A 23,580-nucleotide genomic window follows, 5' to 3' on the forward strand; every position below is an offset into this window, starting at 1 on the left:
ACAAGCACACCGACGCCGGTACCGACAACAGCACCAACACCGACACCAACGGCAGCGCCGACAAGCACGCCGACGCCGGTACCGACAACAGCAGCAACGCCAACGGCAGCGCCGACAAGCACGCCGACGTCGGTACCGACAACAGCAGCAACGCCAACGCCGACTTCAGGTACTCCGGCAACTGAACCGCCAGCAGCAACACCGACATCAGGCACCCCTACAGCAGCGCCAACAAGCGTTACAACGCCTGCCCCTACAGCACTGGCAACGGCCCAGCCGACGAGTGTAGTCGCTATTCCGGGCGGAACGCCGTTAACTCCGACCGGTCCGACGGTCATTGGAACAATTGTGACAGATGACGAACTGGTCATCGACGATAATCCTGTACCGCTTGGTCCAGGAGCAAGCGCAACGGCAGCCGCAGGAGGAGTGACTGCACCGCAGGCAACACCGGTGCCAAGTCCGACAGCCGGTCCGGGACCGGATGATGAAATTATTCTTGATGATGAAATTCCGCTGGGAAGTGTTACCGATCCCGGCACTACAGCAGCGGCAGTCGCTACATTGCCGCAGACCGGGGAATCGAGCCATGCTCCGTATTATATTACAGGTCTGACGCTGGCCGCTTTGGGGCTGCTGCTAAGCAGAACCAGAACCGGCAAACGCAAACGCTAGAAACAGTAAAGCCCGGCGGATGAATTAGGGTTTCCGCCAGGAAGGCTTAAAGGCTGCTGCCGGAAGGGGTATAGCTCCGGGCAGCCTTTTTTATGCTGCTTTTCGCAAATGCCAGTACAGCATGCTATACTTTGCAGACATTAGCAGCCATAGGATATTAGAACATGGACCGGGCGGCTAACAAGCAGATGCTGATTGCAAGGAGGCAATACAGATGTGGATGATCATTATAGCAGCAATCATTATAATTGCAGCCGCTGCGCTGCTTTATGCCGGATTTTTTTTCTACGGGGTGGCAATCCACCGTGCACCCAAGGAGTTTTTGGCCAGCAGTCCGGATCTGAAGGTCGATCCGCCTGTTGCCGGGGCCTCCTGGGGTGAGGGGGCCGAGTGGGTTTCCCGCCAGCATTTCCGGGAAGTCCAGCTCGTTTCGGATGACGGCCTGCAGCTTAAGGGTTATTTTCTTCCTTCTGAACGGGCAGAAGGCCGTACGGTCATCATCGCCCACGGTTATTCCGGAAAGGGAAAGGACATGGGTGCCATTGCCAAAATGTATTACGAGCGTCTGGGCTATAATGTACTGCTACCGGATTCGAGGGGCCATGGGCAAAGTGAAGGCCATTATATCGGATTCGGCTGGCCGGAACGCCGGGATATGGTGAAATGGATTGATTATATCCTGGAAGAGACCGGAACAGAGGCCCGGATTGTGCTCCACGGGGTATCCATGGGCGGGGCGACAGTGCTGATGACTTCGGGAGAAGAGCTTCCGGCGCAGGTCAAGGCCATCGTGGAAGACTGTGGTTACAGCTCGGTGAAGGCGCAGCTGTCCTATCAGCTCCGGCGGATGTACCGTCTGCCGGGCTTTCCGTTCGTACAGTGTGCCAGCCTGGTTACCCGGATCAAAGCAGGTTACTTCTTCGGCGATGCCTCCGCGCTCAGGCAGGTGCGTAAGGCCAGGGTGCCGATTCTGTTCATTCATGGAGATGCAGACAGGTTCGTACCCTTTTACATGATGGAGGAACTGTATCAGGCCTGCAGTGCCCCGAAAGAAAAGCTGATCGTGCACGGGGCGGGACATGGTTTGGCTTACGATACGGATAAGACGGGGTATATCGCCAGGGTAAGCGGCTTTGTGCAGCGGTATGTACAATGATTCCGGAAAAATCCCCTGGAAAGTAGACGTGCCCGGTATCCGCTTGGCGCGGTTACCGGGCACTAATATGTTCCACACATGGCCTGCTTCATGCAACGTATAAGCAGCTAAACCATGTCTTATAGGTATATTCATCCCCCGCCGTCAGTGAGCGTAACGGGTGTCAAAAGTTCCTTGTTATTTCCAGCAGCCGTATGGCGAGAATAATCCTTCCAAAACGACAAGAGCCCTACCTCTCTCTTGTCCTTGCGGCTCCGTGGCCGCGCCAGTGTGAATCGGAATACTATGTTCGAATTTCATCTCATAAAAAGGAAGAGTCATGCAAGAAAACGTAAGATTTTGTGTCCGGATTGCCGATATTAAAAAGAAGTAAAACAATCGGCCTGACATCTTCTTGAAGGGGATACATATACACCTAAACAAATATTCCTATATTATATCACGAAATATTTAAAAGCGCAAATATAAGTAGGAACTGGGTAAGACCGGGGATGGGAGAGCTAATGAGTATATACGGGGCATTTTTAAGAAAGCAGATTGGCAATTATTTATTCGGCTCCGTCATTGCGGTTATGGCGGTAGGCAGCCTGATCCTGCTTACTTCTCTGGAAATCAGCACTGTGGAGTACGGCCGGCTGCTGATTGTACTGCTGCTCTCATTCATTATAATGGCAGTTACGGAAATCAGTGTGTTCTTGAGGCAGATCAAGCCGATCCGGACGGCCCTGCTGGACCCGGAGCCTGCACTGGATGTGCTGGAGGCGGCTTATCTGCACACCCACCAGCTGCCCAGAAACGCTGTTGTGCGGATTCTAGGCCCGCATCTTCTGGGGTTGTCGCTGCCGGCAGCTCTGATGACCATCTGGATGATTCACACCGGCCTGCTTACTATACCGTACTTTTATCTGGTTATGGCCGTTGTCGGAGCCATTCTTGTGGCCAGCATGCATGCGCTGATCGAATTTTATCTGACCTGTTCGGCTATTATTCCGCTGATCAAGGATTTCAGGAACCGGGCAATGGAGCTGTACAAAGTCGATTTCTCGCTGGAAGGTCATGTCTTTGTGCCCATCCGTCCGAAATTCCTGATCAGCTGTATGCTGATCGGCACGTTCCCGCTGTTTCTTTTTATTATGGCGACCCATATACGAATGAACAATAACGGAACCGGCCTGCTGGTCGTAGTCCAGAATTATTGGGTCTGGGCAGGGATGGTGCTGCTGATCGGCACCCTGTTCTCCTCGGTGGCGGCCCTCCTCCTGACCAACAGTGTGCAGCACCCGATTAACGAGCTGTATAAGGCTATGAACAATATCAAAGACGGCCGCCTCCTGCAGGTGCAGGATGAATATTCCGATGAATTCTCCAAGCTGGTCGCCGGATTTAATATGATGGTGCGCGGACTGCAGGACCGTGAGCAGCAGAGCCGGCAGCTGCTGGACAGCTATTTTACGACGCTCGCAGTTGCTCTGGATGCCCGGGACTCTTATACTGCAGGCCACTCGCTGCGGGTGGCGGAGTACTCGGTTATTATCGGACAGCTGGCCGGTCTGACCGGTCAAAGCCTGGACGATCTTCGCAAGTCGGCGCTGCTGCATGACATCGGCAAAATTGGCGTACCCGATAACGTCCTGTTCAAGGAAGGCAATCTGACGGACGAGGAATTCGACCAGATCAAGAGCCATCCGGTGCTCGGGGAAAATATACTGCGCCAGATTGAGCCGGTGGAGAAAATGGCTCCGTACCTGGGCGGCGTGCGCTCACACCATGAGCGCTACGACGGGAAAGGGTATCCAGACGGTCTGGCCGGGATGGACATTCCGCTGCACGGCAGGATTATTGCCGTGGCGGATGCCTATGATGCGATGACCTCGGACCGGCCTTACCGCAAGGGCATGGACCATGAGCAGGCGCTGGCTATTCTGGAGAAGGGGCGGGGCAGCCAGTGGGATCCGCGGTTCGCCGGGTTATTCCTGGCCCACTTCGGCAAAAATATACACAAGGACGAGCGGGAATATCCGGGGCGTACCGGATAGCAAGCACAGCAGTCCGTGTTCCCGGTCTCATGCTTTTCAGGAGAAAGCGGATACCATCCAGATTATGGAGGTGTCCGCTTCTGCTTGCGTGCCTATTTTGTGAAACAGCTCTGTAAAACCGACAATTAACGACTACATTCATTGAAGGATTAAGGGCAGACCGTTATAATTATGAAGTCTGGTTTTTAATTAAAAAATAAGGAGAATCCTATGAAACGCGCAGATGTGCTGCTTATTTCCATCGTGCTGATTGCTGCGCTTGCCTTTCTCGTGCCAAGATGGCTGGGCGATGATAAAGGCGGGCCGGGCAAGAATCTCGTGGCCAACATAACAGTAGACGGCAAGCTGTTTAAGACTGTGCAGCTTACAAAGGAAGAACAGAGTATCGAAATCCGCACAGAGCGGGGCTATAACCTTTTAAAAGTGCATGACTACGGAATCGAAATGTATGAAGCGGATTGCCCCGATCAGGTATGTCTCGGCTTCGGCCGGATTACCCAGCCCAAACAGACCATTGTCTGTCTGCCGCACCGGGTGCTGGTAGAGATTGCAGGGACCTCGGGAGGAGATGAAATCGATGGCTATGTCCAGTAAGGAATCGGCAACCGCGCTGAAAAGAACGGTCATTATCGCGATATTTGCGGCCGTTGCTGTAGTGCTTAGTATAGTGGAAGCCCAGATTCCGCTTGCCGGAATGGGACTGATGCCCGGCGCCAAGCTGGGCTTTGCCAACATCATGATTCTGACTTGTATTTTCTTTTTACGCGGGCGCGATGCTTTTGTACTGGTGATCCTGAAGACCCTGCTTACTGCATTCCTGCTTGGTACGTTCTCAAGCCTGCTCTTCAGTCTGTTCGGCTCCCTGCTCAGCTTCGTGGTTATGTTCCTGCTTGTCCGCTTCACCGGCAAAAAACTGAGTGTCATCGGCATCAGCATCGCCGGCGGGCTTGCCCATAATACCGGACAGCTGCTGGCAGCATCCATGGTATTTAATTCTGCAAGTATTCTGTACTACCTGCCAATTCTGCTGATTACCGGGATTGTAACCGGAATTCTGGTCGGCTTTGCAGTGCGTTATCTGGTGGCTTCACTGTCAAAGATTTCGCTGTTTGAAGAGTTTTTGGACGGACGGAGCCACTAGCTGCGGAAGGATGACGAACATGAAGGAAACTAACATTGTAAATGAAACAGGAGACGCAGTCATCTCTCTGGAAGGGGTGGCATTCGGTTATGATCCGGAGCACCCTATTCTGCACAATATTACGCTGTCGGTTCCCCGGGGGCAGTGGGTAAGCATTGTCGGCCCGAACGGCTGCGGCAAATCAACGCTCGTTAAGCTGCTGAACGCCCTGCTTCCCAAAAGCGCTGGCGAAATCGTAGTCTGCGGGCAGCCTCTGGAGGAAGAAACCATTGGATCAATCCGCGGCAGCATCGGCATGGTCTTTCAGAATCCTGACAACCAGTTTGTCGGGGCTACCGTAGAGGAGGATATCCTGTTCGGTCTGGAAGGGCTCTGTTTATCCTATGATGAGATGGACGAACGCCTGAAGCTGTATACAGAGAAGCTGGGGATCAGCCATCTGCTGTCCAAACATCCCGGTGAGCTGTCCGGCGGCCAGAAGCAGCGGGTGGCTATCGCCTCCATTCTAGCCATGAAGCCAGGCATCGTCATTTTTGACGAGGCCTCTTCCATGTTGGACGAGGGCAGCCGCAATGAGCTGCTGGTTATTCTGCAGGGAATGCGTGATGAAGGCTACACCATTCTGATGATTACGCATGATGCAGATGAGATTCTGGCATCCGACCGGGTGCTGGCCCTTCACGGGGGCAGCCTGGCGGCAGATTTGACACCGGAGGAGCTGTTCCGGGATCAGGAGCTCCTTGCCAGATGTCATCTGCGTGAGCCGTATCCCTGGCAGCTTGCCCGTGAATTACAGCGCTTAGGCATCAGGACGGATGTTCCCGCCAGTGAAAAGGAGCTTATAGATACGTTATGGCCATACAACTACAGCAAGTAAGCTATACCTACGCTGACCGGAGCCTGTGGAGGCAGACGGCGCTGCATGATATTAATCTCAGTATTGCCCAAGGCTCCATGGTGGGTATCGCCGGAGCAACCGGCTCCGGGAAGTCTACGCTTCTGCAGCTGTTTAACGGGATTCTGAAGCCGTCCCAGGGGACGGTCCAGGTACTGGATGTGACGATACAGGCAGGGGAAAAAGCGCCCCGGCTGCTGCCGCTGCGCCGCAGGGTCGGCCTGGTCTTTCAGTTCCCGGAGCAGCAGATGTTTGAAGAGACGGTCGAGAAGGACCTGATCTTCGGGCCGCTTAATTTCGGAATGAGCCCGGAGGAGGCCAAGGCGCGCGCCCGTCAGGCTATGACCGATATGGGACTGGATCTTGAGCTGCTGGAGCGCAATCCGTTCCGATTAAGCGGAGGTCAGATGCGCAAGGCGGCCATTGCTTCCGTACTGGCGATGGATCCGGAGATTATTGTTCTGGATGAACCGACAGCGACACTGGACCCGCTCAGCCGGGCTGAGCTGATCGGGCTGCTGGAGCGGCTCTGCCGCGAGCAGGGCCGGACCATTATTATTGTAACCCACCGCATGGACGAGCTGCTGCCGTACGCTGATCACTGGGCGCTGCTCAAGGAAGGCGGGCTTATGTTTCAGGGGAGCGGCCTTGCGCTTGCGCAAGACCCGGATATTCTGGAGCGCTGCGGTCTTAGTGTTCCGCAGTCGCTCCGGTATTGGCATGCGGTTGCCCGGCGTTTCGGACTGGAGGGCGAGCAGCCCTGCCTGACTGCAGACAGCCTGGCTGAGCGGATCGCTTTGCTGCAGGCCGAAGGAATGAGGGATAGCCATGAATGAACGTCTGCTGCTCGGACGCAGCATAGAGACCGGCTCCTGGGTACACAAGCTGGATGCCCGGTCCAAAATAACCGGAATGCTGCTGTACCTCGCCATTATTCTGCTTTCGCATTCCTGGGCAGCCATGGGGCTGCTGGCGGTATTCTCGGTAGCAGTGATGCTGTCAACGCGTATCCCGCTCAAATATTTCATTAAATCGGCGAAGCCGTTGCGTTTTTTGATGCTGTTTATTTTTATTGTACAGATGCTCTCGGTAAAAGAAGGCGAAGCCTGGCTGACCTTAGGCTCCTTTTCGCTGTATGAGGGCGGTCTGCGGCTGGGTGCTTTTTCCGTCATCCGGATGCTGTTCCTGGTCACTTTCACTTCCCTGCTTACGTTTACGACGACTCCGGGCAAGCTGAATCAGGGGCTGGAGGGGATTCTGTCCCCGTTCAAGAAGCTTGGACTGAAGCCTGACCGGCTGACCATGATGATCGGGCTTGCGCTGCGCTTTATTCCGACGATTCTTGATGAATCGCAGATTATTCTGAAGGCACAGGCCTCACGGGGGGCGGATCTCAAGGAGCTGCCGCTGAAGGAAAAGGGACGGATGCTGGTATCGCTGCTTGTACCTGTAATCACAAGCGCCTTCCGCCGGGCACAGGATCTGGTCTATTCCATGGAGGCCAGAGGCTTCCGCATGGATGCGCCCCGCACCCGGTATCACCGCCTGAGGTGGGGCACAGCTGATACCTTATTCGTCGTAATGTTCATCATCATGGGAGTTGCAGTAGCAGTACTGTAATATTTTTAGGGGGAAACAAGCATGGCACGTTATTTTAATGGCAGGGAAATTGAACTACTGGCACCGGCAGGAACCTTTGAAATCTTCAAGGAAGTCGTTCAATCGGCTTGTGATGCGGTTTATTTTGGCGGTCCGGTCCTGAATATGCGGATGATGCGCAAGGGCTACAACCTATCGCATGAGGAGATTGCCCAGGCGCTGGTGATGGCCCATAATCTCGGTAAAAAAGTCTATGTCACCGTCAATAATCTGTTTAGTGAAGAAGATGTGGAGGAAGCCAGAGAGTATCTGCGGTTCCTGGACGAGGTTCAGCCGGATGCGCTGATTGTGCAGGATATGGCGGTGCTGGAGCTGATCCGCGAGATGGGGCTGACCGTTCCGATTCATGCTTCAGTCATGATGAATGTCCACAATCTTGAAATGATCTATGCGCTGCGCGATCTCGGGGTAAGCCGGGTGGTCACTTCACGTGAGATGGACCTGCAGACAGCGAAGCTGCTGGGGCAGAGAAGCGGAATGGAGCTGGAGTATTTCATTCACGGTGATATGTGCTCGGTGCACGGGGCCAACTGCTATTTCAGCTCCCAGGTGTTCGGAATGAGCAGCAACCGGGGCAAATGCATGAAGCCTTGCCGCTGGGATTACCGGATCAAGAAGGATGGCTATGTCTTCCCGGCTGAATATCCGCTGGCGGTCAAAGATATGTTCATGTACGAGCATCTTCCGGAGCTGATTGAATCGGGCATAACCTCCTTCAAAATTGAAGGCCGGATGCGCGATAAGGACTTTATGGTCATGCTGGCGAACAGCTATGGCGAAGCGATTGACCGCTATATTGATGATCCGGTCGGCTTTAACCGTACGGTGGACTCCAAAATGCTGTACAACAACCGCAAACGCGACTTTTCCACCGCGTACGCTTTTGGCAAGCCGGGATTATCGAATATTAACCGCCGCTATGAGGGAACAGGGAAATTCTACAGTACGGGAAAAGTGTTCAGCACCCCTACAGCAGAGCGTGAGCTCTCGGAGAGCCGGGTAATCCAGCTCCGTGAGCGGATGGCAGAAGGCAAAAAGGCGCAGGTGAATAAGCCTGAACTGGCAGTGCGAGTCAACAATATGGAACAGGCGAAGCTGGCGCTGGAGCTTGGTGTTGAGCATTTGTATCTGCCGGGCGACGTGTTTGAACCGGATCTGCCGCTGACCAAACAGGATATTAAAGAGCTGGGCGCGCTAAAAGGTGAGACCAAGCTGTATCTGGGCATGCCGCGGATGATGACAGAGCTGCATTTCGACCAGTTCAGCCAGCTGCTGGGCGGAGAACGCCTGCCGGTAGACGGTTTGCTGGTTACGAATCTGGGAGCGATCCGCCGCTTTAAGGATATGGGGTATCCGATGATCGGGGATGTGAATCTTAATGTGTACAATCATCTGGCTGCTGAGCTGTATACCGGACTGGGTCTGCAAAAGCTGACCGTTTCACCGGAGATGACGCTAGAGCATTTTGCCGCCTTTACCTCCCGCTGTGATCTGCCGCTTGAAGTTGTCGTGCACGGCACGCCGGCGCTGATGTATATGGAGCATGATCTGTTCGAGAACACTGAAGTTATGGAGCCAATCGGTGAGGAAGACAACCTGTTTGTCAGCAATAACGTCCTGGTGCTCAAAACGGATAAAGGTGAAAATCCGGTCTACCGCGATCAATACGGCCGCTGTCACCTGCTGTTCGCTAAAGAGCTGTGCTACCTGCCGGTGCTCGATGAGATGAAGGGAATGGGAATCTCCACCTTCCGGATTGAAGGGGCTACCTACAGCATCGCTGAGCTGCGCACAATCATTACAGCTTATCAGGAAGCTATTGGCGGCAAGGGGAACAAAGAGGAGCTGCTGGGCGGGCTGAAGCCGGTGTATGCCGGATATACGTTGGGCTCACTGCAGTTTAATTAATATTTCAAATTTAAAATTATAGGGTTACACTTTTTATTTTGCCAGAGATAGAATTGTAAGTGACATTTTTCACAAAATCTAAGCTTTGAAAGATTGGTAATCTTTTATCCATATACAGGTCTGCAGACGATATAATAGTTGGTAGAGCAATGGAACGGGTATGCCGTCCTGAACAGGGCGGTATCCGCTTCTGCACAGAAATCATCGAGTGAAAGCGAGGCGTCTTCATGGAACACACATCATTTATTGGCAGAGAGGCTGTAGCCGCCAAGCGCAGGCAGTATTTCTATCCCTGCACCGCACACTTTTACCGTGATGCCCCGCAAATTGTACGCGGGAGCATGCAGTATGTTTATGATGAGAACGGCAAGGAGTATACGGATTTCTTTGCCGGAGTTTCCGTAGTGGCCTGCGGGCACTGCAATCCGGCGATTACTGACCGGACCATTGCCCAGCTTCAGCAGCTCCAGCATACATCCACGGTGTATTTGACCCAGCCCAATGTAGATTTGGCAGAGCGGCTGGAGGCGGTGCTTCCGGGTGGCCTGCGGCGCAGCTTTTTCGTGAATACCGGCTCTGAAGCGAATGAAGGCGCGCTGCTGCTGGCCAGAATGCACACCGGCCGCAAAGGGTTTATCGCCCTCGAGAGCGGTTTGCACGGGCGCACCAATCTGACAATGAGCGTGACCGGCCTGCAGATGTGGCGGACGGATAACTATCTGGACGAGGACGTTACCTTCATTGAACGGCCGTATCATCCTGATCTGACTCTGGAAGAGGCAGCGGCCCTGTCTATTAAGAGCTTGAAGCGGGTACTGGAACAAAAGGGCCATACCATCGCCGCGATGATCGTTGAGCCGATCCAGGGCAACGGGGGCATGATTATGCCGGCTCCAACGTATTTCCGCGAGGTCAAAGCGCTGCTGGAGCAATACGGCGTGCTGCTGATCGACGATGAGATTCAGACCGGCTACGGCCGTACCGGCGCCATGTTCGCAATCGAGCATTTTGGAGTGGTTCCGGATATTATCAGTATGGCAAAAGCGCTCGGCAACGGCGTGCCGGTGGCAGCCTTCGCCACTACAGATGAAATCGCCGCTTCTCTGAACCGTCCGTCGGCCTCCACCTTCGGCGGTAATCCGGTCTCGGCAGCTACGGCGCTGGCTGTGCTTGATTATATTGAGGGTGAACAGCTGCCGGCACGTGCGGCAGCGCTGGGCGGCCGACTGAAAGCCGGACTGGAGCAACTGCAGGCGAGCTATCCGGCGCTGATCACGGACGTGCGGGGCACCGGCTTCATGCTGGGAGCTGAGCTGGCCGGCAATGCTGCAGTAAGTGCTGCCGAACTGACTGATGATGTGCTGGAAGACATGAAGGACCGCGGTTATCTGATCGGCAAAAACGGCGTAGGCCGCAATGTGCTTGCCTTCCAGCCTCCGCTGGTTGTTACAGCAGAAAATGTAGATGGTTTGCTCAAAGCACTCGGTGAAGTGCTGCTGCAGGCCTCCCGCCGTTTGTCTGCCGCTGTGCAGGCTTAAGCGGGCAGCAGGCACAGGAATCAAAGGTAAAGGACGAATACAATGGTTATTATGAATGCTTTTAAGACGACAGCCCTTAAGCTGAAAATGTTCAGCGAGCTGGTTATGTTCTCACATACGCTTTTCTCTCTGCCGTTTGCCGTCATCTCGATGGTCTGGGCCGCCGGCGGATGGCCTTCCGGGCATATGATGCTATGGGGCCTGATTGCCCTGATCGGGGCGCGCAATGGCGCCAACGCCTTCAACCGGCTGGTTGACCGCACCTTTGACAAGCAGAACCCGCGGACGGCGCACCGGCATCTGCCGCAGCAGCTGCTGGCGGAGAAGGAAGTTATCCTGTTTATTATTATCAACTACGCCGTGTTTATCGTTGCCTCCGGCATGCTGAATCTGCTCTGCCTGATTCTGTCGCCTGTGGCGATTGTCCTGATCTCCAGTTACTCGTATACTAAACGTTTCACGTTCCTTAGCCATCTGTATCTGGGCTTTGTCATTGCCTCGGCACCCATCGGTGCATGGTTTGCTGTGACCGGAAACATTGCGTTCACACCGTTTGTAATCGGCACAGTCGTTATGCTGTGGATTGCCGGCTTTGACATCATCTACGGCACCCAGGACATCGAGTTTGACCGGCGGCACGGCCTCTGGTCGATTCCGAGCTTCTTCGGGCTGAAAAATGCGCTGCTCATCTCCAAGGGCCTGCATTTCATCATGGTGCTGCTGCTGCTCTTCCTGTACGTCTGGCGCGATCTGGGCTGGATGTATCTGGTCGGCATCGGCATCGCAACCCTGCTTCTGATGACGGAGCATCAGATCATCAAGCCGTCGAACCGGAAGCTGATGAAGGTGGCTTCTTATAATTTGAATCAGGTGATCAGTATGGTGATAGTACTGTGCACGCTGATTGATTATTTTTATGTTAGCTAGGGGGCGTGGGTGCGCTCGGTAGGGGAGGCTCTGCTGCGAGGAATGTTTGGACTTCCGGCCGCTGTTATGTTTGGATTTCCTCATTTAACCCGCTCTCCGCGGTAGAAATCCAAACATAGCTTATGCTTCCGATGCGAGCTTTCCTTTGGAAAGCTTTCAGGCGGACGCTCCGCTCCTACAGTTCCAAAATTCCTCTCCGCTCGCTCTTTACCTCACTTGGCTAACAACAAAAAAGACAACAGGCCCGCCCAGTAGGGGGGCGGGCAGCAAGGGCGCGTAAAGGCTGGCTACGCGGCCTTTTTGCTGTGGAAGCCCCCAAACCCAAACCCAAACCCAAACCCAAACCCAACCCCAAACCCAACCCCAAACCCAACCCCAACCCCAAACCCAACCCCAACCCCAAACCCAACCCCAACCCCAACCCCAACCCCAAACCCAACCCCAACCCCAACCCCAACCCCAACCCCAACCCCAACCCCAACCCCAACCCCAACCCCAAACCCAACCCCAACCCCAACCCCAAACCCAACCCCAACCCAAACCCAAACCCAAACCCAAACCCAAACCCAAACCCAAACCCAAACCCCCCTGGCTAAACAACGCTCACGGGCGCTTTGCTGCGTTCGCTGGTTTAGCAAAAGCAAAAGCAAAAGCAAAAGCAAAAGCAAAAGCGAAAAAAATAGCAGGGGGCACAAGCTGCAGCGCCTGAGCATCTAAGTGGATTTTCACCACCTAAATAGCCCCTTTCTAAGGAAATGGAGCGTTTAGTTGGAAAATCGACATCTAATCTACCCCGCGGGGCCGGTTGATAGTCTAAAAGGTGATATTAGGTGTGCTTTTTCCAACTAATAACCGCTTTTCAGCAGCTTTCAGTGAATTAGGTGGCGTTTTTACACTTAACTTAATCAGGGAATGTCTCCACATTGCCGGGAGCACTGGAACGCAAAAAAAAGAGCCCGAAGGCTCTTTGATGAACAGTTAAAATTTAACACGTTTAAGATGCGGCATATTGTGTTTATACATACCTTAATATCTCAGTAATCACGGCCGGCAAAATACTGCAGCAGCGTCTGCAGATCGGTATGAGCCGGATACCCGGATAGCTGCTGAATTATGGCTGCTGCCTGATCCAGATAGCTCTGGCTCACCTCCGCAGTGCGGGCAAGGGCATCGCTGCCGGTGATGAGATTCAGTACATAGGTAACCTCTTCTTCGGAGGAACCGGGACCAATCTTGCGGATCGCGGGAGCGAGCGCAGGGTCCTGAAGGGCAAACAGGACAGGAAGCGTTACCTGACCGTGCCGCAGATCACTGCCGGCCGGCTTGCCCAGCTTCTCGGCAGACTGGGTGAAGTCCAGCAGATCATCCTGAATCTGAAACGACATGCCCAGCGCCTCGCCGAAGCGGTACAGGAGCTCGGCCACCTCTTCGGGACTATCTGTAGAGAGTGCACCGACCCGGAGGCAGGTGGCCATCAGCATCGCTGTCTTGTTAAGAGACTTTTCAAGGTATTGCTCGAGCGTCAGATCATAATCGAAGGCATGCTCCATTTGCTGGTATTCACCAAGGCAGAGCTGGGCGGTAGCTACGGATGACAAGTCATGGACGTAGCGGTTCTTGTCTCCGCTATATTTGCTTAACAGCTCGATGACTCTGGCTGACATGTAATTGCCGATATGGACAGCGGAGAGTACGCCGGTCTTCACATGCAGGGCAGCTCCGCCGCGCCGCAGCTCGGCATCGTCGATAATATCATCATGAATTAAAGAGGCGGCGTGAATAAATTCAGCAGCGGCAGAGAGCTGCAGCGTTCTGCGTCCGGCTGGTTTGCGGCCGAACCGGCCGCCGACAATGACCATAAGCGGGCGCAGACGCTTGCCTCCGGAGCCGATCAGCTCCAGGATGCTCTGGGCAAGCTGTGATTTTTTGGGGACATCCTTATCACGGGCCACTAGATTTTCAATTTCACGGTTAATTTCATTCAGGTCTATGTGTAAGGCTTCATGCAGCTTCATCTATCGGAATCCCACCTGTCAAATGGCTTTGCTTGTGCGGCTTCGCTGCCTGCTCTCCTGGAGAAGGAATTCATCGATTCCAGCCGCCGGATTGTACTCTGCGAAGTCTCCATTTGAACGTCTAATCTGCATTTTCTTAACGGAGGGAGCGAGATATGCAACCAGGTCCAGCTCACGGCATTTCACTGCGAACTGCAAATAGAAGCTGTATAAATAATCTCCGTCCAAAATGTTGCGGGTAAGGTCGGGGTGATGTGGGACGCATTCCATATGGCGCTCAGCAGCCAGGGTAAGAATGCTATAAATACCAAGCAAATGGAGTTTACGGTCATATTCCAGATCATGGCGTTCCAGTACCGCGAGCATCCGCTCACATTCCGCCGGAGAGAGATCCAATTGAATACCGGCGACCGGGGACATTTCAGCCTGCAATTGCCGGATGCTATCTTCAATGAGTTGTCTGTTCATTAAGCTTCTCTCCTTCATGTCGGTTTTGACGGAAGCATCCACCGCCCTGATTATCCCTACAAAACCAATCTTTAAAACCTTGTTAAACAAGGAGAGTAATGTGTCCCAGGGACACATTACTCCTTAGAATATATTATTCAACTGTAGCACACATAAAACACATAATAATATGGTTATATGAATTATGGCTTATAAATCATGAAGAAAGTGTTGATTCAGATCAGTCCGTAAAGAGATACCAGCGCCTTACGAGCGGAAGTCTCTTCCACTGCTTCTTGAGCCAAGGCAGAACGTAGTAGTCCAGGCCGAAAGTGCTGCCGGAGCCGCCGATGCAGGCAATCGCTGCTGCAACATACCAGAGCATTTCTGTTGCTGCCATCTTCGAAGACCAGATCATAGCAGCCATTGCGATGGTTGCCAGCGAGGAAATCGCTGTGAACAGGCCGACGATCAGCATAATACCAAAGACGATTTCGGCGCAAACCATACCGATTTGGAACCATTTTGCCAGGAAAGTATAAGATCCGTCGTTGTTGTAGAACATTAAATCCATGAACCAGTTGGTAGTGTCATAAACAAATCCTGGGACAGGAAGTGCAGATACGGCTTCTTTGGCAGTCGATACTGCTGAAGCTGCGGATTGGGCATCTACTGTTTCTTTAACCGCATCAACGGCTACACTGGCAGATGATGCAGCATCAGTAGCAAATGGAGCAGCCGGAATCAGGAAAATCTTATCCGGATCTTCCCAGATCTTCTTCAGCTTGTCGATACCTTCATACAGCCACATTCCCCCGAGCAGCATACGGAGCGGAACGATCCAGAAGTTAGGCGAACGCTTGGAGAAATGGCCGCCCAGGAAGCTCTTGCGGTTCTCAACATGGAAGAACTCGTGCATCATGTAAGTCCATACCTTGTTAAAACCTACCACTTGAGAGAGGTAGAACATATTGATAAAATGTTTGGACAACATAGCCATAAAGCCGGTAAGCATGAACAGCTTGCCTGGAAGTCCAACGTTCGCTACACCGTAACGGCTTCCGATGGAAACCATCGTACCGTGGAATCCCGGTTTGTAGGCTTTCTTAGCTGTACCTTTGATGTCAGCTGTGATGTTTCCGGCAATGACTGGAGCCGCTTGCTCAGCGTTCTCAACCATCTGTGGTACAGGGCGGGTTTCGCCTTCTGGAATAAAGAAGATGTTATCCCCGACAACATAGACATTCTTATGGTCAACGCTCTCCAGGTGCTCGTTGGTAACGATACGTTTGCGGCCTTCCTGTTTAACATCGAGGTTGCCCACAATTTCCGAACCTTCTACGCCTGCGGTCCAGACAATCGTCTGGGACTCAACAACGTTTTTCTCGCCGAGGGCAACACTGCCTTTGCCCACTTCGGTGATTTTAGCGCCGGTTACGATTTCCACCTTCAGCTTGCGGAGATGAGCTTCAGCCTTTTGAATCAGCTTATCCGGAAGAATCGGCAGAACCTTAGGAGCCATATCTGCAACAATCAGGCGTACCTCGGAAGGATCGATATAGAACTCTCTGCACAATTCATCGCGTTGTTCAGCCATTTCACCGACCAGCTCGACACCAGTGAAGCCGGCGCCGATGATAACGAAGGTCAGCATAGCACGGCGGACAGCCGGATTTTTTTCCTTGGCAGCTTTGGTGTACATATCGCGGATTTGACGTTTCAGCGCTACCGCGTCGTCATAGGACCAGAAGGAGAAGGTATTCTCTTCAGCTCCAGGAATACCGAAGAAGGTCGGTTTGCTTCCTGTGCCGATTACCAGGTAATCATAAGCATAAGTAGCTTTATCTGATTTAAGCTTCTTGTTCTTGAAATCGATATCGCTGATCTCATCAAGAACTACATCAACTTTAAGACCTGCAAAGATTTTCTTCAGATCGATCTTAATTGAATCCTCAGGCGCGCGGTTCGCTGAAACCTCATGCAGCTCAGTCAAAAGAGTGTGATAGGGATTCCGGTCGATAAGTTTAATTTCTACATCTTTGTCGTTCTTAAATTTCTTTGCCAGTTTCTTAGCCGTGAGTACGCCGCCGTAGCCGCCGCCCAAAATGACTATTTTCTTCAAGAGAAATTCACCTCATTCGTCTGATTAGCTGCAAGAGGAGAGCGAATTAATTATTTCGCGCCTTCGAGTGCTTTTTCTGCAAGTGTAAAGTATTCGCCTACGTGGATGGATACGCCGGAAATAGCGTCTGTTTTGCCTTCAGCATCAAGGGCAGGAGCTGCACCTTTGTTCTCAAGGAAGTATTTTTCAGCCAGTGCGATTTCTTCGTGCCATTCAGCGGAAGCACCGCCGGCCTTCATGCCGTATTTACCATCGATGGAATATTGCTTCTTATCGTCGCCGGCAGCATTTACACCGCTGAAGTTAACAGCTACAACATTACCGTTAGCTACAGTCAGGGCAACAGTGGATTTCCAGCCGGATTCAGCATCCATTTCGCCTTCAGCTTTGTAGCCGCCGTCTTTGTAAGGACCAGCTTCTACAGGACCGGCAGCAAGAGCAGCCTGTGCAGCAGCAGTAAAGTCGTTAACGTGTACGGATACTCCGGAGATAGCATCAGTGTGTCCTTCAGCATCAGTAGTGATTGCAGCAGGATCCTGTTTTTCGATCAGGAAAGCTTCAGCCTTAGCAGCCTGTTCGTGCCATTCTGCCTGAGCGCCGCCTTTGGCAACGAGACCGTAGTTACCGTCTTCGGATACTTTCTTCTTCAGATCGCCGGCATTTTTAACGTTGAATGCGTTCCAGTCAGCTTTGGTGATTTTACCGCCTTCTACTGTAAGCAAAGCGTAAGTCTGCCAGCCGGTTTCTGGATCAGCTTCAACAGTGCCGAAGTAAGTGCCGTCCTGGTATTGGCCTGCTTCAGCCGGAGCGTTGGTCGCTGCTTCAGTTGCAGCAGGTGCAGTTGTCTCGGCAGGTGCGTTGGTAGCAGCAGTGTTAGCGGCGTTGTTGTTGTTTCCGCAGCCTGCAAGCAGGGTGCCCAGAACCAAGGCGCTTGACAAAATTACAGAAGCTTTTTTCATTTGTTATGACCTCCAAAATAGTTTAAAATATATATATTAAAATGTAAAACATTTTAATAGACTTGGAAGTGATATTTATCACTTTATAAATGACAAATATCACTCTTATTATCGGCATTAGACCTGTTTTATTGCAGTACCTTGACACTTATCAGTAAACAAAAGGTAAAATTTAAAACATCTTCTTTCTGCTCCGATGGCATTTTAGCATAATAAAACGATCAAACATGTGAAAATAATCACTTAAACCTAAATAAATTTATCTGCAAGTAATTTAGCTATGTTTGGATTATATCAAATTTTAAAAATTTTGAATACCCTCTTTAAAAAACGATAAAGACTATTATGTGACAAAATCCGACGTTGCCTTTTCGCTGCTCAGGATTCATTGCCGGTGCCGACGGGTAATAAAACGATAGCACGTGAAGCTCTGAATATACCTACAACTACAGGGAAACTAAGGAGATGAACATGTATGGACAGCAATGTATTCAAAGGAAAATGGCTGCAGATCAAAGGTGAGACCAAAAAGCAGTGGGGCAAGCTCACTGACGATGATCTTGATGTAATCGACGGGGAAAAAGATAAATTAATCGGCAAACTGCAGGAACGCTACGGCCACACAAAAGATCAGGCTGAGGAAGAGTACCGTAACTGGGGACAATCAATCCGCAGCTAAAGGATATTTTTTACGTAAATAACAAGCTAGTCACATTCGCATGAAGAGGCGGTGTCCTATGTACAAACCGACCGTCGTCACCGGAAGGATTATTGAAGTGCATGCTGACCGGGTGTTAACCCAGCAAGGCGACATGTTCTGTACCTATAACCCCCGGTATTATAAGCTTCCTGATGCAGAGCTATGGACACAGGCTGAATGTGAGCCGGACAAGGGGCAGGTACCTGTTGTTGAAGAAATAAGCCGGATGCAGGTGCCGCGAAAGCGTTGGAATAGAATGCTGCCTTTGTTCTCGCCTCAGAAGAAGAGCGCAAATCGTATATGATAGAAGAGCGCAAATCGTATATGATTTGCGCTCTTCTTCTTGTTATGTGGACTTAATTCAGGATTCATATATACATAATGCTGGAACTGTGGTTTTATGAATTCAAGGAACAATATGATAGTATGGACAGGACGTTATTTATTTAAGCTGTGGGAGTGAGGCAATGGAATATCTCAAAATATTTTTTGTAAATACAGCGCTGCTGATAACATTGGCTTATCTCGGCAATCTAATATATAAAAATACTATTACATATGCACCTGAACAGGTGAAAAAGCTGTCTTGGGTTCTGGTAGCGATTTTTGCTGGCTGGGTCAGCTCTTTCTTCGGTTACCGTCTGGATGAAAATGTAATCTTTGATCTGCGCATTGTGCCGCTGATTATCTCTACCCTGGCCTATCCTCAGCCGTTCATTCTTATTCTGATCGGCGTAGGCACCGGGATCACCCGCCTCACCTTCGGCGTAAACGAAGCGGCGATGGCTGGCGTGATTAATCTGTCTATCCTGGGCTTTGTCTGTGCCGGCCTGAGCCTGTGGGTCAGCCGCTCTGCTGCATCGCTTCGCTTCAAGAGGCTAACGGTAATCCTCATAGTTAACCTGATCAATGCGGTCAATATCCTTATTTTTGGCGTAATTCCGGACCGGATTTATCTTACAGAGATTATGCCGGTGACCTTGTCCGGGGGCCTGGTTCTCAGTCTGCTATTCGCGCTGATTATCCGGGACTTCCAGCTGGAGCTGATGCGCAACGGCCAGATTGTCCGGGCTAATGAGCTGCTATCCTCACAGACCGAGGAGCTGCACAAGAACAAGATTGTTTTGGAGGAGCGGGCCAAGCAGCTGATGCTGGCTTCGCAGTACAAATCAGAGTTTCTGGCTACGATGTCACATGAGCTGCGTACGCCGCTGAACAGCATTATTAACCTGTCCCAATTAATAGAAGAAAACAGAGATTCCCTAAGCTCGGAGGAAACCGGGGAATATGCCGGGATCATCCACCGCTCGGGCGAGGATCTGCTCCTGCTTATCAATGATATTCTGGATTTGTCCAAGGTAGAGGCCGGCAAGCTGGACATCAACAAGGAGGACTTGAGCGTCAGCGAAATTCCGGAGCTGCTGGCACTTCAGTTCAGTGTAGCCGCCCGGCTGAAAGGGCTGGAGTTCAAGGTTACACAGGCTGCAGAGGTACCCGAAATCATTCATTCGGATCCCCAGCGGGTGCAGCAGATTCTCCGTAACCTGCTCGCGAATGCCGTTAAATTTACTACGGAAGGCAGTATCTCCCTTAACATCCGCACCATAGAGCAGAAAGATGGGGCCCTGCTGCGGCGCTGGATCGTTTTTGACGTGCAGGATACCGGCATTGGAATTGCCCCGGAGAAGCATGATATCATTTTCGAGGCCTTCCAGCAGGCAGATGCGACAATCGGGCGCAAATATGGAGGAACCGGACTAGGCTTGTCCATCAGCAATGATCTTGCGAGACTGTTGGGCGGGTTTATCACCCTGCACAGTGAAGAGCAGCAGGGGAGCCGCTTCTCACTTTACCTGCCCTTGTAACTTAGGGTGGAGGGCAGCAGCAGCCTCCAACTTTCTTTGTGACTTTGCTGTATTGACTTGGGGTTGATGCTGAGTAGAATGAAGCCAATGCCGCATCGAAGGAGTGTTACCACCCCATGAACATCATGAGAAACAGGCTGCCCGGTACCCGTCCCAAACGAATCCGCAAAGCTTCGGTCCACCGCAACAATCTAAGAATTGCTACAATTGAAGGAATTCCCTCAACTGTTTTCCAGGTACTGCTGCAGGGGCAGTTTCTGACGGGATTTCTGCTGTACTTAGGAGCAAGCTCCAGCCAGATCGGTTTTGTACTTGCTCTTACTACACTGGTAAATATCGCGCAGATCGGCGTAGCCTTTCTCATCCAGAAGCTGCCGAGCCGCAAGTGGGCTATGGTGATATTCACGGCGCTGCACAGGCTGCTGTGGGGCTCGACCGGACTGGTCCCGTTTCTGTTTCCGAAAGAGCACTGGGTTACCGCTTTTATAATTTTGTATACAACTGCTTTTATTTCCAGTACGGCGGGCGGAATGCTGTGGAACTCCGTAATCAGCGATCTGGTTCCTGCGCGCGTAAGAGGACGGTATTTCGGCATCCGTAATACCTTTTTGAACGCGCTTGGCAGTCTGGTGATGTATGGGGGCGGCGTTATGCTGGACCGTTATCCCGGAGCCCATGGCTTTCTCATCATCTATATTGTTGTGTGGGTCTGTGCCATCGCCAATATTATCGTTTTCTGCTTTTATCCGGATGTACCGTTTGAAAAGTCGGAGGAAAAATCCTTTTTGCCGATGTTCAGGAAGCCGCTTCACGATAGACTCTTTATGAAATCGACGCTATTTCTTGCCGCCTGGCTGCTGCTGCAGAACCTTACGGTTCCGCTCTATTCGTACGTCATGCTGCAGTTGCTGAATATTAATTACGAGACGCTCTCGCTGCTCAATGTGTCGCAGACCGTGTTCATGATGGCCAGCTTCTATGTCTGGGGCAATCTGAACGCCAAATACAGCAATAAACGGCTGCTGCTCTGGACACTGCCGATCATTGCGCTATCCTCGCTGATATGGGGCATGCTGTCCGTGCTGCCGATGCTGCCGGTTCTGTTTGCTGCCCACATTATTTTCGGTATGGGCGTTGGAGGCTTCAACCAGCTGGCCTTTAACTTTATTATCGGGGATACCCCGAAGAAGGAACGGCCGATGTACATGGCGATGTATGCGGCGCTTACCGGGCTGGCGGCTTTTTTTGGACCGCTGCTCGGGGGCAGAATATATGAATGGATTGTTGACTGGCCGGATTGGACACAAATCTATGGAATGCAGATTGTTGTCGGCGTGCTGATGATCGTCCTTGCTGTGCTGCTGGGCCGCCGGATACTCCGGGATGAATAGCATCAACGTCTGGCTGTGATTAACAGGGAAGGGAGAGGATGAAATGGAAAGGATAGCGGTAGTGCTTGGAGCTACAGGCCTGGTCGGGGAGGCCGTTACACGTGAATTACTTGCAGGGGAATGGACTGAGGTACGTGTACTGGTCCGCCGCAGTCTTGCGCTGACGGATTCCAGACTGAAGCAGATTATAGTGGACTGGGAGCAGCTCGGACATTATAAGGAACAATTTTCCGGAGCCTATGCCGTGTTCTGCTGTCTGGGTACGACCATTAAAAAAGCCGGCTCACAGGAACAGTTCGAGCGCGTGGACCTGAAGTATCCGCTGGAGGCAGCCGCACTGGCCAGAGCAGGCGGAGTAAAGCAGTTTCTGGTTGTCTCCTCCATGGGGGCGAACGCGAAATCCGGCAATTTCTATATCCGGACCAAAGGGCGGGCCGAAGACGGTCTGGCAGCTGCCGGCTTTCATGGACTGCATATCTTCCGCCCTTCTCTGCTGCTGGGCGAACGTACGGAGTTCAGGCTGGGCGAACGTGCTGCAGCAGTTGTCATGAAAGCGCTGGATTTCGCTATGACCGGCAAGCTGGCCCGTTACCGGGCCATTCCCGCAGCCAAGGTTGCCAAGGCCATGGTGAATATCGCTCTGGCGGATACCGGCGGGACGCATATCTATACGAATGAAGTTATCCATGTGATCGGCGGACGCTGACACCTTAAAGTTTGCAATACACAGAGCCAAGGACGTACAATGGGACATAATCATCTGTACATAATGACAGGAGGAATAAAGGATGAGTAAAAAGCAGATCGCCACAACAGCGGCACCCGGTGCAATCGGACCGTACAGCCAGGCCATTGCCGCCGGCAATTGGGTATATACTTCCGGACAGCTGGGCCTGAACCCGGAGACGGGGGAGCTTGCTGAAGGTGTACAGGAGCAGGCCCGCCAGTCGCTCAATAATGTGAAGGCTATTCTTGAGGAAGCCGGCGCCTCCATGGAGCATATTGTGAAGACAACGGTTTATCTGAAGGACATGAACGATTTCGCAGCTGTTAATGAGGTGTACAGCTCCTTCTTTACCGAGCCTTATCCGGCCCGCAGTGCGGTTGAGGTAGCACGTCTGCCGAAGGATGGCCTGGTTGAGATTGAAGCAGTAGCACGCAAAAAATAAACATGAAGACAAACCCGCTGAACCGGCTACGCCGGGACAGCGGGTTTTTTTGTGCTTGTAGAGCCAACATTCGCTTAATAGCTTAGGCTCTTCTGCGCCGCGGCGTAAGCGCCAGCCACAGGCTGTACAGCAGGAGCAGGCCGGCGGTAATGGAACCGGTCAGGAAGACGTTCTCTGTATCCCGCTGCTCGAGGGCGATGGCAATAAACGCCCATACAAATACCAGCGGGAAGAAGCTGTCCCGGTACGGGTAGCTGACAAGTACGGCAAGCAGTGCGCCGACAATCAGCATGATGACCGCCCACACCGTGCCGTCCAGGCCGAAGCCGCCCCAGTCATTCTTGTACAGCACGACAGATACATTGACGATGGTGGCAACCGAAATCCAGCCGAGATAAATGCTGAACGGCAGCCGGATCAGCCAGCGTTCGCCCGTAGTCGGACGGTCGATCCTTCTGGTTTTGCGGTAAACGACGATCAGAGAGATCAGCAGCAGCACCATAGCGGCGAGGGAAAGCTCGATATATAAATAATGCCACAGAATCAGCCAGCTCATATTGAAGATACAGGTGAGGATGAACCAGATGCCGATAGACTGTACCGAATCCCTGGAGCCGCTGTCCGAGCGGAACTGGTAGATCACAAATCCGGCAAGCAGAAGGTAAATGAGTGACCAGATGGAAAAAGCGTAGCCGGCGGGGGTAAGGTAAGTATGATATTTGTCTGAGATTTCACGGGTGCTGTTGCCGCCCAGCGGCAGGGCTACAGACAGCGTATTAACAAGGATAACGCCGAGGTAGAACAGCAGGTTCCACCACTTCAACGGATTGCTTCGCGTCATGATCGATTCACTCCCTAAGCTTCGTATTTTAGATGTCAGGTCTTGACCTACATAGAATATACCCGCTTTAGTTGCAGTTCAGACCAATTTCAGTAAAAAAATGACCTGCAGGTCATAAAAATCGCGGATAGCCTGC

23 protein-coding genes and 1 pseudogene are annotated in these 23,580 nt (G+C 52.1%); 17 read left to right on the forward strand and 7 right to left on the reverse strand.

The window, feature by feature from the left end:
- Positions 1-371: pseudogene (locus BLR64_RS30435) on the reverse strand (hypothetical protein); the annotation flags it as partial.
- Between BLR64_RS30435 and BLR64_RS24025 the strand changes: the two are divergent.
- The 11 genes from BLR64_RS24025 to BLR64_RS24075 all read left to right on the forward strand — a co-directional run bounded on the left by BLR64_RS24025 (position 349) and on the right by BLR64_RS24075 (position 11,935).
- A complete protein-coding gene (locus tag BLR64_RS24025) occupies positions 349-675 on the forward strand; it encodes an LPXTG cell wall anchor domain-containing protein (protein WP_167360775.1) in 327 nt (108 codons plus the stop codon). The pseudogene BLR64_RS30435 and the gene BLR64_RS24025 overlap by 23 nt on opposite strands.
- Positions 676-889: 214 nt before the next feature.
- Positions 890-1,831, forward strand: coding sequence for an alpha/beta hydrolase (locus tag BLR64_RS24030; RefSeq protein WP_090718481.1), 942 nt, complete (start codon positions 890-892; stop codon positions 1,829-1,831).
- Positions 1,832-2,334: 503 nt separating this feature from the next.
- On the forward strand, positions 2,335-3,867 hold the full coding sequence (locus BLR64_RS24035) for an HD-GYP domain-containing protein (protein ID WP_090718484.1): 1,533 nt from the start codon (positions 2,335-2,337) through the stop codon (positions 3,865-3,867).
- Between the two features lie 210 nt (positions 3,868-4,077).
- The gene (locus BLR64_RS24040) at positions 4,078-4,461 is read left to right on the forward strand and encodes a NusG domain II-containing protein (RefSeq protein ID WP_068723743.1); all 384 of its coding nucleotides are present in this window, start codon (positions 4,078-4,080) and stop codon (positions 4,459-4,461) included.
- Positions 4,445-5,008: a Gx transporter family protein gene (locus BLR64_RS24045; protein ID WP_090718486.1), complete on the forward strand. Its 564-nt coding sequence runs from the start codon at positions 4,445-4,447 to the stop codon at positions 5,006-5,008. Before BLR64_RS24040 ends, BLR64_RS24045 begins: the two co-directional genes overlap by 17 nt.
- A gap of 19 nt (positions 5,009-5,027) precedes the next feature.
- Positions 5,028-5,885 (forward strand): ATP-binding cassette domain-containing protein, encoded by an 858-nt coding sequence (locus BLR64_RS24050; RefSeq protein ID WP_090718489.1) that lies wholly within the window; start codon positions 5,028-5,030, stop codon positions 5,883-5,885.
- Entirely contained in the window at positions 5,861-6,739 is an 879-nt protein-coding gene (locus tag BLR64_RS24055; protein ID WP_090718491.1) for an energy-coupling factor transporter ATPase, read from the forward strand. The genes BLR64_RS24050 and BLR64_RS24055 overlap by 25 nt, the downstream gene beginning before the upstream one ends.
- The gene (locus BLR64_RS24060) at positions 6,732-7,523 is read left to right on the forward strand and encodes an energy-coupling factor transporter transmembrane component T family protein (RefSeq protein ID WP_090718493.1); all 792 of its coding nucleotides are present in this window, start codon (positions 6,732-6,734) and stop codon (positions 7,521-7,523) included. Before BLR64_RS24055 ends, BLR64_RS24060 begins: the two co-directional genes overlap by 8 nt.
- 21 nt (positions 7,524-7,544) lie before the next feature.
- The gene (locus BLR64_RS24065) at positions 7,545-9,470 is read left to right on the forward strand and encodes a peptidase U32 family protein (protein WP_090718496.1); all 1,926 of its coding nucleotides are present in this window, start codon (positions 7,545-7,547) and stop codon (positions 9,468-9,470) included.
- A gap of 227 nt (positions 9,471-9,697) precedes the next feature.
- Entirely contained in the window at positions 9,698-11,008 is a 1,311-nt protein-coding gene (locus BLR64_RS24070) for an aspartate aminotransferase family protein (protein WP_090718499.1), read from the forward strand.
- A gap of 42 nt (positions 11,009-11,050) precedes the next feature.
- Complete coding sequence (locus BLR64_RS24075; protein ID WP_090718502.1) at positions 11,051-11,935, forward strand: UbiA-like polyprenyltransferase; 885 nt, start codon at positions 11,051-11,053, stop codon at positions 11,933-11,935.
- 603 nt (positions 11,936-12,538) lie between these two features.
- On the opposite strand, the gene BLR64_RS31075 is transcribed toward BLR64_RS24075, so the two are convergent.
- From BLR64_RS31075 to BLR64_RS24100, 5 genes are all read right to left on the reverse strand, one after another.
- Positions 12,539-12,667: a hypothetical protein gene (locus tag BLR64_RS31075; protein WP_279615485.1), complete on the reverse strand. Its 129-nt coding sequence runs from the start codon at positions 12,665-12,667 to the stop codon at positions 12,539-12,541.
- A 302-nt stretch (positions 12,668-12,969) separates the two neighbouring features.
- Positions 12,970-13,950, reverse strand: a complete 981-nt coding sequence (locus tag BLR64_RS24085) for a polyprenyl synthetase family protein (RefSeq protein ID WP_090718504.1) — start codon at positions 13,948-13,950, stop codon at positions 12,970-12,972.
- Positions 13,951-13,968: 18 nt separating this feature from the next.
- Positions 13,969-14,418 carry a hypothetical protein gene (locus BLR64_RS24090; protein WP_139172082.1) on the reverse strand — a complete coding sequence of 150 codons (450 nt, stop codon included), beginning with the start codon at positions 14,416-14,418 and terminating at the stop codon, positions 13,969-13,971.
- Positions 14,419-14,638: 220 nt separating this feature from the next.
- On the reverse strand, positions 14,639-16,519 hold the full coding sequence (locus BLR64_RS24095) for an FAD-dependent oxidoreductase (RefSeq protein ID WP_090718509.1): 1,881 nt from the start codon (positions 16,517-16,519) through the stop codon (positions 14,639-14,641).
- Positions 16,520-16,569: 50 nt separating this feature from the next.
- Positions 16,570-17,478, reverse strand: coding sequence for an FMN-binding protein (locus BLR64_RS24100; protein WP_090718512.1), 909 nt, complete (start codon positions 17,476-17,478; stop codon positions 16,570-16,572).
- A 475-nt stretch (positions 17,479-17,953) separates the two neighbouring features.
- Between BLR64_RS24100 and BLR64_RS24105 the strand changes: the two genes are divergently transcribed.
- The 6 genes from BLR64_RS24105 to BLR64_RS24130 all read left to right on the forward strand — a co-directional run bounded on the left by BLR64_RS24105 (position 17,954) and on the right by BLR64_RS24130 (position 22,603).
- A complete protein-coding gene (locus BLR64_RS24105) occupies positions 17,954-18,157 on the forward strand; it encodes a CsbD family protein (protein WP_090718515.1) in 204 nt (67 codons plus the stop codon).
- Positions 18,158-18,215: 58 nt separating this feature from the next.
- Positions 18,216-18,482 carry a hypothetical protein gene (locus BLR64_RS24110; protein ID WP_090718518.1) on the forward strand — a complete coding sequence of 89 codons (267 nt, stop codon included), beginning with the start codon at positions 18,216-18,218 and terminating at the stop codon, positions 18,480-18,482.
- 163 nt (positions 18,483-18,645) lie between these two features.
- On the forward strand, positions 18,646-20,043 hold the full coding sequence (locus BLR64_RS24115) for an ATP-binding protein (RefSeq protein ID WP_090718521.1): 1,398 nt from the start codon (positions 18,646-18,648) through the stop codon (positions 20,041-20,043).
- 116 nt (positions 20,044-20,159) lie between these two features.
- Complete coding sequence (locus BLR64_RS24120) at positions 20,160-21,434, forward strand: MFS transporter (RefSeq protein ID WP_090718524.1); 1,275 nt, start codon at positions 20,160-20,162, stop codon at positions 21,432-21,434.
- Between the two features lie 43 nt (positions 21,435-21,477).
- The gene (locus BLR64_RS24125; protein WP_090718527.1) at positions 21,478-22,140 is read left to right on the forward strand and encodes an oxidoreductase; all 663 of its coding nucleotides are present in this window, start codon (positions 21,478-21,480) and stop codon (positions 22,138-22,140) included.
- A gap of 82 nt (positions 22,141-22,222) precedes the next feature.
- Positions 22,223-22,603: a RidA family protein gene (locus BLR64_RS24130; RefSeq protein WP_039869407.1), complete on the forward strand. Its 381-nt coding sequence runs from the start codon at positions 22,223-22,225 to the stop codon at positions 22,601-22,603.
- An 82-nt stretch (positions 22,604-22,685) separates the two neighbouring features.
- Here BLR64_RS24130 and BLR64_RS24135 read toward each other — a convergent pair whose 3' ends face one another.
- The gene (locus tag BLR64_RS24135) at positions 22,686-23,444 is read right to left on the reverse strand and encodes a tryptophan-rich sensory protein (RefSeq protein ID WP_090718531.1); all 759 of its coding nucleotides are present in this window, start codon (positions 23,442-23,444) and stop codon (positions 22,686-22,688) included.
- Positions 23,445-23,580 lie beyond the last annotated feature (136 nt).

Source organism: Paenibacillus typhae (assembly GCF_900099765.1).
Taxonomy (GTDB): domain Bacteria; phylum Bacillota; class Bacilli; order Paenibacillales; family Paenibacillaceae; genus Paenibacillus_AQ; species Paenibacillus_AQ typhae.